The 12,568-nt window shown below is 61.7% G+C and carries 9 protein-coding genes; 6 read left to right on the top strand and 3 right to left on the bottom strand.

The features are described 5' to 3' along the window. The first annotated feature begins 42 nt into the window (after positions 1–42). The 6 genes from dinG to AC07V9_RS01195 all read left to right on the top strand — a co-directional run bounded on the left by dinG (position 43) and on the right by AC07V9_RS01195 (position 8,488). On the top strand, positions 43–2,187 hold the full coding sequence (gene dinG / locus AC07V9_RS01220; protein WP_495013872.1) for an ATP-dependent DNA helicase DinG: 2,145 nt from the start codon (positions 43–45) through the stop codon (positions 2,185–2,187). Positions 2,188–2,295: 108 nt separating this feature from the next. Beyond that, a complete protein-coding gene (locus AC07V9_RS01215; RefSeq protein WP_495013871.1) occupies positions 2,296–4,638 on the top strand; it encodes a beta-galactosidase in 2,343 nt (780 codons plus the stop codon). A 104-nt stretch (positions 4,639–4,742) separates the two neighbouring features. Further along, on the top strand, positions 4,743–5,891 hold the full coding sequence (locus AC07V9_RS01210) for a serine hydrolase domain-containing protein (RefSeq protein ID WP_495014121.1): 1,149 nt from the start codon (positions 4,743–4,745) through the stop codon (positions 5,889–5,891). Positions 5,892–6,042: 151 nt separating this feature from the next. Next, complete coding sequence (locus AC07V9_RS01205) at positions 6,043–7,149, top strand: OmpA family protein (protein WP_495013870.1); 1,107 nt, start codon at positions 6,043–6,045, stop codon at positions 7,147–7,149. A 48-nt stretch (positions 7,150–7,197) separates the two neighbouring features. Next, complete coding sequence (pdxH, locus tag AC07V9_RS01200; protein WP_495013869.1) at positions 7,198–7,845, top strand: pyridoxamine 5'-phosphate oxidase; 648 nt, start codon at positions 7,198–7,200, stop codon at positions 7,843–7,845. Between the two features lie 178 nt (positions 7,846–8,023). After that, positions 8,024–8,488 (top strand): outer membrane lipoprotein, encoded by a 465-nt coding sequence (locus AC07V9_RS01195; protein WP_037012225.1) that lies wholly within the window; start codon positions 8,024–8,026, stop codon positions 8,486–8,488. Positions 8,489–8,599: 111 nt separating this feature from the next. Here AC07V9_RS01195 and nhaA read toward each other — a convergent pair whose 3' ends face one another. From nhaA to AC07V9_RS01180, 3 genes are all read right to left on the bottom strand, one after another. Then, positions 8,600–9,781, bottom strand: a complete 1,182-nt coding sequence (nhaA, locus tag AC07V9_RS01190) for a Na+/H+ antiporter NhaA (protein ID WP_495013868.1) — start codon at positions 9,779–9,781, stop codon at positions 8,600–8,602. A 335-nt stretch (positions 9,782–10,116) separates the two neighbouring features. Next, entirely contained in the window at positions 10,117–11,730 is a 1,614-nt protein-coding gene (locus AC07V9_RS01185) for an NAD(P)/FAD-dependent oxidoreductase (protein WP_495013867.1), read from the bottom strand. Between the two features lie 96 nt (positions 11,731–11,826). After that, on the bottom strand, positions 11,827–12,507 hold the full coding sequence (locus tag AC07V9_RS01180; protein WP_495013866.1) for a COG3650 family protein: 681 nt from the start codon (positions 12,505–12,507) through the stop codon (positions 11,827–11,829). Between the last annotated feature and the right edge of the window lie 61 nt (positions 12,508–12,568).

The following is a 12,568-nucleotide window of genomic DNA, read 5'->3' as shown; positions in this document are numbered from 1 at the left end:
TTTTCACTTGTAACGTGTGACGCCGAGCCTACGACCCAGCCCATGATCAGTACCGAACTCAAATCCCAGATTCAGGGCGCCTATTCGCGTTTCCTCGAAGCCAAAAGCCTCAAGCCTCGCTACGGCCAGCGTTTGATGATCGCCGAGGTGGCCAAGGTGCTGGGGGATATCGACACCGACGAAGAAGGCCGCCGTTCGGGCGATCCGGCGGTGGTGGCGGTGGAGGCGGGGACGGGTACCGGCAAGACCGTGGCGTACGCCATTGCGGCCATTCCCACGGCCAAGGCGGCGGGCAAGCGTCTGGTGATTGCCACTGCGACCGTTGCGCTGCAAGAGCAGATCGTCCACAAGGACCTGCCTGACCTCATGCGCAACAGCGGTCTGAGTTTCACCTTCTCGCTGGCGAAGGGGCGCGGGCGCTACATGTGCCTGTCCAAGCTCGACGTGCTGCTGCAAGAAGGCAACGCCCAGAGCGCCACCGCTCAGCTTTTCGAAGAAGAAGGCTTCAAGATCGAGGTCGATGAGGCCAGCCAGAAGCTGTTCACCACCATGATCGAAAAGCTCGCCGGCAACAAATGGGACGGCGATCGCGATAGCTGGCCTCAGGAGCTGGCTGATCAGGACTGGGCGCGGCTGACCACCGATCACAGCCAGTGCACCAACCGTCATTGTCCGAATTTTCAGCAGTGTGCCTTCTATAAAGCGCGCGAAGGCATGGGAAAAGTCGACGTCATCGTGACGAACCACGACATGGTCCTGGCGGATCTGGCGCTGGGCGGCGGTGCGGTGCTGCCGGATCCGCGCGACACCCTGTATGTGTTCGACGAAGGCCACCACCTGCCAGACAAAGCCATCGGTCATTTCGCCCATTTCAGCCGCCTGCGCTCCACCGCTGACTGGCTGGAACAGACCGCCAAGAATCTCACCAAACTCCTCGCCCAACACCCGCTGCCGGGGGACCTGGGCAAGCTGATCGAGCAGGTGCCGGAGCTGGCCCGCGAGATCAAGACACACCAGCAATTCATGTTCACCGCCTGCGAGCAACTGGCCGATTTCAAGGCCGGGGAAGACATGGAAGGCCGCGAGCGCCCGCGCCATCGCTTCATCGGCGGCGTGGTGCCCGAGCACATGCGCGAGATGGGCATCGAGCTGAAAAAAGGCTTCGCGCGGCTGGACGACCTGTTCACCCGCTTGACCGAGCTTCTCAAGGAAGGCATGGATGGCGAGGTGAACATCGGCATCGCCAGCCATCAGGCCGAAGAGTGGTATCCGCTGTTTGGCAGCCTGCTGGCCCGGGCCCACGGCAACTGGGAGCTGTGGACTGCCTTTACCGCCGAAGACCCGGAAAGCAGCCCGCCCATGGCGCGTTGGCTGACCTTGGCCGACAGTGGCTCGCTGTTCGACATCGAGGTCAACGCAAGCCCCATCCTTGCCGCCGAAATGCTGCGGCGCAACCTGTGGAATGTGGCTTACGGCGCGTTGGTGACCTCGGCGACGCTGACCGCGCTGGGCAAGTTCGACCGTTTCCGCATGCGCGCCGGCTTGCCCAGGGATGCGGTCACGGCCGTGGTGCCAAGCCCGTTCCACCACGCCGACGCCGGTGTCCTGCGGGTGCCGGACCTCAAGGCCGACCCGCGCAACGCCGCCGAACACACGGCCGCGATCGTTCGCGAGTTGCCGGATCTGGTAGAAGGCTCCAAAGGCACGCTGGTGCTGTTTTCCTCGCGCAAGCAGATGCAGGAAGTCTTCGATGGCCTGGAGCGTGACTGGCGCAAGCGGGTGTTCATTCAGGGCAACCTGTCCAAACAGGAAACCCTCAACAAGCACAAGGCGCGGGTCGATGGCGGCGATGAAAGCGTGCTGTTCGGTTTGGCCAGTTTCGCCGAAGGTGTGGACCTCCCAGGCGCGTACTGCGAGCACGTGGTGATCGCCAAGATCCCGTTCGCGGTGCCCGATGACCCGGTGGAAGCGGCGCTGGCCGAATGGATCGAAGCGCGAGGCGGCAACCCGTTCATGGAAATCGCCGTGCCCGATGCGTCGTTGCGGCTGATTCAGGCCTGCGGCCGACTGCTTCGTACCGAGAAGGACCGCGGCATCATCACCCTGCTGGATCGGCGGGTGGTCACCCAGCGTTATGGCAAGGCGATTCTCAATGCCTTGCCGCCGTTCCGTCGTGAAATATCCTGACGCAGGTCGGGGACGAAACGCGGTTGATCCGGTCTTATCTCGGTCTGTCCGGACCTTGCGTGTAAGCGCGGGGTTTTGGCTTCCAACGACCAGGGAGCACCCGATCGCATGATTCGCCGTTCATTGTCTGCAGTCCTCGCGATTGCCTGCGCAGGACCTGTGTACGCCGCGCCCGACGGCCAGCAGACGTTGTTCAATTTCGTTCGTCCCGCCGATGTCGTGCAGGTCACCACACAGGACGCAAGTCTGCCCCAGGCCAACGCCGAGCAGACCGCCGAGGGTGAAGTCCTGCGCCGCGTGACCTTCAACCCGGTCGCCAAACCCAGCCTGCGCCTGACCCCACAAACCGGCGTCTGGGACTGGAGCGCCGACAGCGCCATGACCCTGCGCCTGCAAAGCGCGATGGACTGGGCGCTGACGCTTTATGTGCAAATCCAGAGCAGCGACGGCAAGACCCTCAACAGCCGCATCGACCTGCCCGCTGGCCCTGCACAAACGCTGATCGTACCGCTCATGGCCAGTTCGCCACTGAGCGAAGGCATGCGCGTTGGCCCGCCAATGCCGTGGACGTATGACGGCCAGCGGGTGCTACTGGCCAATACCGAGGGGGAACTCAACGTCAGTCAGGTGACCTCGGTCACGGTCTCGATGTCCCAGCCCAACGTCGCTCAGAGCGTATTGATCGAGAAATTCGGCGTGCAGGGAGACGACACGATTCAGAAAGCCGCCTACAGCAACCTGCTCGACGGCTACGGGCAGTACACGCGCGGCAAATGGCCGGAAAAAATCACCAGCGACGACCAGCTCAAAAGCCTCGCCCTCAAGGAGCAACAACAGCTCAAGGTGTGGCTCAAGGACCGTCCAGGTCACGACAAGTATGGTGGCTTGCTCAAGGGCCCAACCTTCGAAGCAAAAGGTTTTTTCCGTACTGAAAAGCGCGATGACCGCTGGTATCTGGTGACGCCCGAAGGCCATCCGTTTTATTCATTGGGCGTCAACGCCATCGCCGCTGACGACAGCCAGACCTACGTCGAAGGCCGGGAATCGATGTTCACCGGTCTGCCGGGCAACGACGATCCGTTGGCAGCCTTTTATGGCAAGGGCGATGACAATCGCGACATCGGCGCCAACAAGGATCGGCAGTTCGATCAGGGCCGCTGGTTCGATTTCTATGGGGCGAACCTGCAGCGAACCTATGGCGCGCCCAAGTGTGTCGAAGTGGTCAAACCTGCGCCGCCGGCAGCTGTTGATGAGGACGCCGATGGGTCGGACGCTGACAGCGCGCCCGATCAGACAAATCCGGCGCCGATGTCGGAAAAACCGGCAGCGCCTGACCCGGTGGTTGAGTGCAAGCCGGTCATTGTAGACAGCAAACGCTGGGTCGATCACACCCTGCAGCGCCTTCAGGCGTGGGGCTTCAACACCATCGGCAACTGGAGCGAGCCAGAGCTGGGCAATAAAGAGCGCGTGCCCTACACTTTGCCGCTGTCCATCGTCGGCGATTACGTCAGCATCAGCACCGGCCATGATTGGTGGGGCGGCATGCCTGACCCGTTCGACCCGCGCTTCGCCATGGCTACCGAGCGCGCTGTTGCCATTGCCGCGCGCGATCATCGCGACGATCCTTACCTGATCGGCTATTTCGCCGACAACGAGCTGGCCTGGGCCGCGCCGGGCGATGCTCCGAAAGATCGCTACGCCTTGGCGTACGGCACGCTGAAACTGACCACCGATGTGCCCGCCAAGCGTGCCTTTCTTAAACAGCTGCGTGACAAGTACCGCAATCAGCAAGGGCTATCGAAGGCCTGGGGGATCGATCTGCCTGCGTGGGAATTGATGGAAGACCCGGGTTTTGAGCCGCCGTTGCCAAGCCCTGAACACCCGGAAATCGAAAACGACTTCAAATATTTTCAGCGTGTGTTCGCCGAAACGTATTTCAAGACCATTTCCGACGCCTTGAAGTGGCACGCGCCGAACCAGCTTCTGCTTGGCGGCCGTTTTGGCGTGACCACTCCAGAAGCCATCGAGGCCTGCGCCAAGTACTGCGACGTGCTCAGCTTCAACCTTTATGCGCTCAAACCCCAGGATGGCGTGGACTTCGCGAAACTGCGCGCGCTCGACAAGCCGGTGCTGGTCAGTGAGTTTCACTTCGGCTCTCGGGATCGCGGACCGTTCTGGGGCGGCGCGTTGGAGGTCCCTCGCGAAGAAGATCGCGGCCCGGCCTACGCCAACTTCCTGAAAAACGCCTTGTCAGAGCCTTCCATCGTCGGCGTGCACTGGTTCCAGTATCTGGATCAGCCCGCAACGGGACGCATGCTCGACGGCGAGAACGGTCATCTGGGCTTGGTGGGCATTACCGACGTGCCCTATCAGGGTTTTGTCGAGGCGGTGCGCAAGGCCAATGGACAGGTGGTTGAGGTGCTCGGCAAAGCGTCGGCGAAGGCGCCCTGATCCGTATTGCGCACGCTGCGTGGCGGTGGGGGCGGTTCCCAAAACCCCCAATCGCTGGAACAATGCACGCCATTTTGTGCAGCCCCGATCCGGAGAGCGAAACCGTGCAGATTCAAGGTCATTTCGAGCTTCAATTCGAAGCCGTGCGCGAGGCGTTTGCAGCGTTGTTCGACGATCCGCAGGAGCGGGGCGCGGCATTGTGCGTGCAGGTCGGCGGGGAAACCGTGCTGGACCTGTGGGCCGGCACCGCAGACAAGGACGGCGCAGAAGTCTGGCACAGCGACACCATCGCCAACCTGTTCTCCTGCACTAAGACCTTCACGGCTGTCGCTGCACTGCAAATGGTCGGCGAGGGCAAGCTGGATCTCGATGTCCCCGTATCGCGGTTGTGGCCGGAGTTCGCGGCCGCGGGCAAACAGTCCATCACGCTGCGCCAGATTCTGTGCCATCAGGCTGGGCTTCCAGCGATTCGCGACATGCTGCCTGCCGAGGCGTTGTACGACTGGCAAGCCATGACCCACGCGCTGGCCGCTGAAGAGCCTTGGTGGACGCCGGGCCAGGGCCATGGTTACGCCGCGATCACCTACGGCTGGCTGGTCGGCGAAGTGATTCGTCGTGCCGATGGTCGCGGGCCGGGCGAGTCCATCGCTGCACGCATCAGCAAACCGCTGGGGCTGGATTTCCACGTCGGCCTGCCTGAGGAAGAATTTCACCGCGTCGCCCATATCGCTCGCGGCAAGGGCAATGTCGGTGACGAAGCGGCCCAGCGTCTGTTGCAGGCCACGATGCGCGAACCGACCTCCATGACCGCTCGGGCGTTTACCAATCCGCCATCGATCATGACCAGCACCAACAAACCCGAGTGGCGCCGCATGCAGCAACCGGCGGCCAATGGCCATGGCAATGCCCGCAGTCTGGCGGGTTTCTACAGCGCGCTGCTCGATGGCAGCCTGCTGGATGCCGACCTGATCAACGAGCTGACCCGCGAACACAGCATGGGTCAGGACAAAACGTTGCTGACTCAAACCCGCTTCGGCCTGGGCTGCATGCTCGACCAGCCGGTAGTGCCCAATGCGACCTTTGGTTTGGGGGGCAAATCCTTCGGGCATCCGGGGGCAGGGGGTTCGGTGGGGTTCGCCGACCCTGAGCGTGATGTGGCCTTTGGTTTCGTCACCAACACCTTGGGGCCATACGTGTTGATGGATCCGCGCGCACAGGGTCTGGTTCGGGCGCTTGGTGAGTGTTTGCAGTAACTATCGCCGATAAGTGCTTGTTCTACCGACTGTCAGTTAAACCGCCCATATCGGAACCGTAGGGCGGTTTCCTTTTCCAACTCAGCGTTTAACCGTGTTATATGGGCGCTGCTTCGTTCATTTTCTGATCAATTATTTGTGTGGGTCACCCATGTCTGCCAATAAAAGTCTCGCTTTTGCACTGTGCCTGGCCGTTACCGGTTGCGCGCAAACCCCTCAGGATCAATCGGCCAGCAACGATCATTGGTGGTCGTTTGGTTCTGGCAAAAGCGCCGAGGGCGCGCCCGCTGCCGCTCCGGTAAAACCTGCTGCGAGCCCGGCCGCTGCCGAAGTCGCCAAGACCGAAGCAGAAAGCGGTACCCATTGGTATTGGCCGTTTGGCTCGGACCACGGCGTCACCGAGAAGAAGCCGGAAGTGGCCGCGACTCAACCCGTCGCCAATCCGGCCGTGGCCAAAGCCGATGACGGCAGCACGTGGTGGTGGCCGTTCGGTGGCAGCGAAGCCAGGAAAGATGCCGCTCCAGCCGTGCCCAAAGTCGACCCGAAAGTGACACAGGCCTGGCTCGATCAGTACGAGCCGAAAGTGCGCGAAGCGATCAAGGACAGCAAATTTCAGCTGGAGCGCCGCGAAGACGTCTTGGTGGTGATTGCCCCTGTGGACAGCACGTTCAACCCGGCGCGTCCGGAAATGCTGCTGCCGGTCAACCTGGGCCCGATTACACGCATGGCCAAGGTGGTCGAAGGCGATCAGAAAACCGCCATTCTGGTGCTCGGTCACAGCGATGTCGCCAGCGACACGAACTTGAAGATCAGCCAGCAGCGCGCTCAGTCGGTGGCCGCGATTTTCCGCTTGAGCGGCCTGGAGCGTAACCGCCTGAACCTGCGTGGCATGGGCGCCGATATGCCTCGCGCCGCCGATGACAGCACGGCCGGTCGTGCGCTGAACCGCCGCGTTGAAATCATCATGACCCCGCAAGACACGATGGTCGCGCTGATGGCCAAGTACAATCTGCCGCCGGCGCCAACCCTGGTGGCCGTACAACAGGCCAAACCTGCCGTTGCACCAACCGCTGCAGCCCCGGCTGCCGCTGCTGCACCGGCGAAATCCGCAGCGCCTGCGAAGAAGGCTGCAGCCTCCAAGGCGCCAGCCGCGAAAAAGGCTCCGGCCAAGAAAGCGGCGCCCGCCAAGGCCAAGGCCGCACCTGCGAAGGCCGCCGCCAAGAAACCTGCGAGCAACGCGCAGGCGAGCACCAACTGAGGGTAATATCGACATCCCGCTCACGGATTTCGATTAAGGAAGGCAGTGATGAGCCAGCGTCTGGCTGATATGCGTCGCAACTACGCTCGCGAAGGTTTGACCGAATCGCAGGCACCGCAAGAACCGTTTGCGTTGTTCCATCAATGGTTCGACGAAGCGGTAAAGACCGAGCAGGCGCCGGTCGAAGCCAATGCCATGACCTTGGCGACCGTCGATGCTGACGGTCGCCCTCACTGCCGCGTCCTCTTGCTCAAGGGCCTGGACACCCAAGGCTTCACGTTCTTCAGCAACTACCACAGTGCCAAAGGTCAGCAGCTGGTGGCCCGGCCTTTCGCGGCCATGACGTTCTTCTGGCCAACGCTGGAGCGCCAGGTACGTATCGAAGGCCAGGTCGTCAAGGTCTCCCACAAAGAATCCGACGCTTACTTTCAGGTTCGCCCATTGGGTAGCCGCCTGGGTGCGTGGGCCTCGCCGCAAAGCCGCGTGATCGCCGACCGTGAGGAACTGGAAGGTTTGCTCAAGGCCACCGAAGCGCGTTTCAGAGACACCCAGCCCGATTGCCCGGACCACTGGGGCGGCTACCGACTGGTGCCGGACCGCATCGAGTTCTGGCAGGGGCGCCCGAGCCGGTTGCATGACCGTCTGAACTATCGTCTTATCGATGGGCACTGGATGCGCGAACGTCTGGCACCCTGACTGCCCGGCGGCGCAGTCACGAAATCTTTGAATCTATACACAGGCCCGTCGTCCATATAAGTAGACGCTGATGGCATGCTGTATAGCGCCTGAATAAACGTAAATTATCGGTGCAGGACCGTGACACCGCTCGGCGTCGCGGAGTCTAATGACCACCTGTTCCCTGGAGGTAAATGTTATGCGTAAGTCTGTTCTGTTGGTTGCTTCGTTCACCGCCATGGCGCTGACGCTTGGCGGCTGTACTTCGAGCCTGACCGGCGACTCGTATTCGCGCGATGAAGCTCGCCAAGTGCAGACTGTGCGCCTGGGCACGATCGAATCGCTGCGCCCGGTGAAAATTGAAGGCACAAAAACCCCGATCGGTGCCGGTGCCGGTGCGATTGTCGGTGGTGTCGGTGGTAGCGCCATTGGTGGTGGTCGCGGCAGCATCGTGACGGCAGTCATCGGTGCAGTGGCCGGTGGTCTGCTGGGTTCGGCGGCCGAAGGCGGTCTGACCCGTGCTCAAGGCGTAGAGATCACCGTGCGTGAAGACGACGGCACCATGCGTGCCTACGTGCAGGAAGTTCAGGAGAACGAGATCTTCCGTGTCGGTGAGCGTGTACGCATCATGACCGTCAACGGCACCAGCCGCGTCAGCCACTGATCGTTGCGGAAGCATCAGGCGGGTGCGATGTAACACCCGCTTACAAAAAAAACGCCCCGTTTTGATGGGGCGTTTTCTTATCCAGGTTTTGTTAACTTCTGGCCTTGCCGATCAGTATCGAGGCGCCTTGCGGCTGGCCATCGCGGTGACGGCGTAGCCGATGAAGGCCGCTGCGATGGAGCCTGTCAGGATGCCCATGCGGTCCATTCCGGCGAACTCGCTTTGCTCCGGCACGAACGCGAGAGAGCCGATGAACAGACTCATGGTGAAACCGATGCCGCACAGCACCGACACGCCCAGCACCTGACCCCAGTTCGCGCCAGTGGGCAGTGCCGACAGGCCCGTCTTGACGGCCAGCCAGGTCAGGCCAAACACACCGATCGTCTTGCCCAACAAAAGGCCCAGCGCGATGCCCATGGGCACGTGATGGGTGAAGCTTTCCAGCGTCAGCCCGCTCAGTGACACGCCAGCGTTGGCGAACGCGAACAGCGGCAGGATCGCGTAAGCGACCCAGGGGTGCAGGGCGTGCTCAAGGGTTTGCAGCGGGGAAGCCGCATCCTTTGCGGTTTTCAGCGGGATGCAGAACGCCAGAATGACCCCGGCCAAGGTGGCGTGCACACCGCTTTTCAGCACGCAGACCCACAGCACCAGCCCTACCAGCATGTACGGCGCCAGCTTCACCACCCCCAGGCGATTCATGGCGATCAGCGTCACGATCGACCCGGCGGCCAGTGCCAATGACAGATTGGACAGTTCTCCTGAGTAGAACAACGCGATAACGATCACTGCTCCCAGGTCGTCGATGATCGCCAGCGTCATCAGAAACAGCTTGAGGGATACCGGCACGCGCTTGCCGAGCAACGCGAGCACACCGAGGGCGAAGGCGATGTCGGTGGCCATGGGAATCGCCCAGCCGCTCATGGCGGCGGGGTCGTTCTTGTTCAGCGCCCAGAAGAACAGCGCCGGTACGACCATCCCGCCAATCGCGGCCGCACCCGGCAACACGATTTGCGAAGGGCGCGACAGATGGCCCTGAATCACCTCGCGCTTGACCTCCAGCCCCACCAGTAGGAAGAACAGCGCCATCAGGCCGTCGTTGATCCACAGCAACAGGGGCTTGGCGATTTTCAGTGCGCCGATCTGCGCCACGACAGGTACGTCGAGCAGGCCGTTGTACAGCCATGACAGAGACGAGTTATTAACCATTAGGGCGAGGGCGGCAGCAGCGATCAGGATCAGACCACCAGCCGCCTCGAGCTGGAAAAAACGTTTGAATGTATTGCGTACGGGCAAGGTCACTCTCCACGGACAAGTGCACAGGGAGCGACACCGTACCGTGTGGGCTTATTTCTGAAAACAAAAGTTATATTCGATTTTGTTATTAAAAATCGGCGTACAACCTGTATACAACCAATCTGTAATTTTTGTTACAAGATGCTGCAGGGCTTATTCGGCGAGGGGTGTAGGAAATATGGAAATGGGGTGTAGGACATATATCGGCCATTCATTGCAACTCTGTGGGAGTGAGCGAGCTCACGAAGGGGCCAGTCACCCCGCACCGGGTGCAGGGCTTGGAACACCGTCTTCGAGAGCAAGCTCACTCCCACCGTTATCTCATTTTGTCTTGGCTATTCAACAATCCCCAACATGCTCCGGGCCAATGCCTCGGCGATGCGAATCCCGTCGACACCCGCCGACATGATCCCGCCCGCATAACCCGCACCTTCACCGGCCGGGAACAGGCCTTTGACGTTGAGGCTCTGCATGTCGGCGCCACGGGTAATGCGCAGTGGCGAGGAGGTGCGCGTCTCGATGCCGGTCAGCACCGCGTCGTGTTGCGAGAAGCCGCGGATCTGCTTCTCAAAAGCGGGCAGCGCTTCACGAATCGCCTCGATGGCGAACGCTGGAAGGGCATCGGCGAGGTCGGTCAGCTTCACACCGGGCTTGTAGGAAGGTTCCACATTGCCCAGTTGAGTCGACGCTTTGCCAGCGATGAAATCGCCCACCAGTTGCGCAGGAGCTTCGTAGTTTTCGCCGCCCATGATGTAAGCGTGAGACTCCAGACGCTCCTGCAGTTCGATACCGGCCAACGGGCTGCCCGGGTAGTCTTCGTCCGGGGTGATGCCGACCACGATGCCGGAGTTGGCGTTGCGCTCGTTACGCGAGTACTGGCTCATGCCGTTGGTGACCACGCGGTTCGGCTCCGACGTTGCCGCCACCACCGTGCCGCCCGGGCACATGCAGAAGCTGTAGACCGAGCGGCCGTTCTTGGCGTGGTGCACCAGTTTGTAGTCGGCGGCGCCGAGTTTCGGGTGACCGGCGTATTTGCCCAGTCGCGCGCGGTCGATCAGGCCCTGCGGGTGTTCAATGCGGAAGCCCACGGAGAACGGCTTGGCCTCCATGTACACACCACGGCCGTGGAGCATGCGGAAGGTGTCACGGGCGCTGTGGCCCAGGGCCAGGATCACGTGCCTTGAGTCGATACGCTCGCCATTGCCCAGCATCACCCCTTGCAGCTGGCCGTCGTCGATCAGCAGGTCGGTCACCTTCTGCTCGAAACGCACTTCGCCGCCCAGCGCGATGATCTGCTGGCGCATGTTTTCCACGACGCCGGTCAGGCGAAACGTGCCGATGTGCGGCTTGCTGACATAGAGGATTTCTTCCGGCGCGCCAGCTTTGACAAACTCGTGGAGCACCTTGCGACCGTGGAATTTCGGGTCCTTGATCTGGCTGTAGAGTTTGCCGTCCGAGAACGTGCCTGCGCCGCCTTCTCCGAACTGCACGTTGGATTCGGGGTTGAGCACATTCTTACGCCACAGGCCCCAGGTGTCCTTGGTGCGCTGACGCACTTCTTTGCCGCGTTCGAGGATGATCGGCTTGAAACCCATCTGCGCCAACAGCAGGCCAGCGAAGATACCGCACGGGCCAAAACCCACTACGAGCGGGCGCTCGGTCAGATCGGCCGGGGCGTGGCCGACGACCTTATAGCTGACATCCGGCGCCGGGGTGAGGTGTTTGTCATGGCTCAGGCGCTTGAGCAGCGCGGCTTCGTCACGCACCTGGAAGTCGATGGTGTAGATGAATTGCAATTCGCTGGATTTCTTGCGCGCGTCATAGCTGCGCTTGAACAGGGTGAAGTCCAGCAGCTCGGCGCTGTCGATGCCCAGGCGGTGCACGAGCGCGGGACGCAGCTCTTCGTCCGCGTGGTCCAGCGGCAGTTTGAGTTCGGTGATTCGTAACATTGAAAGGTCCGGTTTCGGGCCGCAGGATCGGCCCGGCAGCGCTACAAGAACCGGCGATTATAAGCCACATTGCTCACAGAGCGGTGGCCCGTTCCCTCAATCGTTGCGCAGGCCGCCGAAATACGCGCAGCCACGCTGCACCTGGCCGTTGACCCGCAGTTCGGCCGTCAGATGCTGCACCGAGCCATTGGCCGGGTCGACGCAGCGCTGGGGCGCGACGTACAGCTCGACGTGCTGGTCATTGGCGTCGGTGATCAGGTTGAAGCGGCCTTCGGGCATCTGCTCTTCCATGTACGGCACGGCGAACGGCTCCTTGCCTTCACGTTCCAGCACCAGGCCCTTGCCGCTGGCATTGAGGTTCCATTTCGGGCCGTTGCCGCTGGCGTGAATGGTCAGGCGTTTGAAGTTCGGGTCTTCGCAGGCGTCGCCCGGGCGTTCGACGCGGTACAGCTGGAAGACATCGGCCTGGCCATCGCTGCCCTGGGCGCGGCTGGCGACGAAATTGCCACGGATATCGGCGAAGGCCTTGTTGCTTTTGTCCACTACGGAGGCGGCTTCCTGAAGGATGCCGGTATTGCCTTTGTCGGTGAGCGCGTAGCGGCGTTGCTCGTTGCAGGGCTCGAAGAACAGCTTGCCGCCGTCGCCGGTCAGGGTGCCCTGCATGCGGATCATGCCTGCCGTCGAGACCTTGTTGTCGGCCGATTGCGAGGGCAGCAACTGACACCCGGCAAACAGCGGCAACAGGGCGAACATAAGGACAGAGCGAGCAGTGAACATGGGGCGGTCTCCAGACAAGTGCCGCCACGTTACTCAGGCTGGCCGCGCATCTCAAGTGCTG

The organism is Pseudomonas sp. GW821-FHT02A11 (assembly GCF_059421985.1).
Note: the sequence above shows the minus strand (reverse complement) of the source record. Positions and strands in the feature narration are given on the sequence as shown.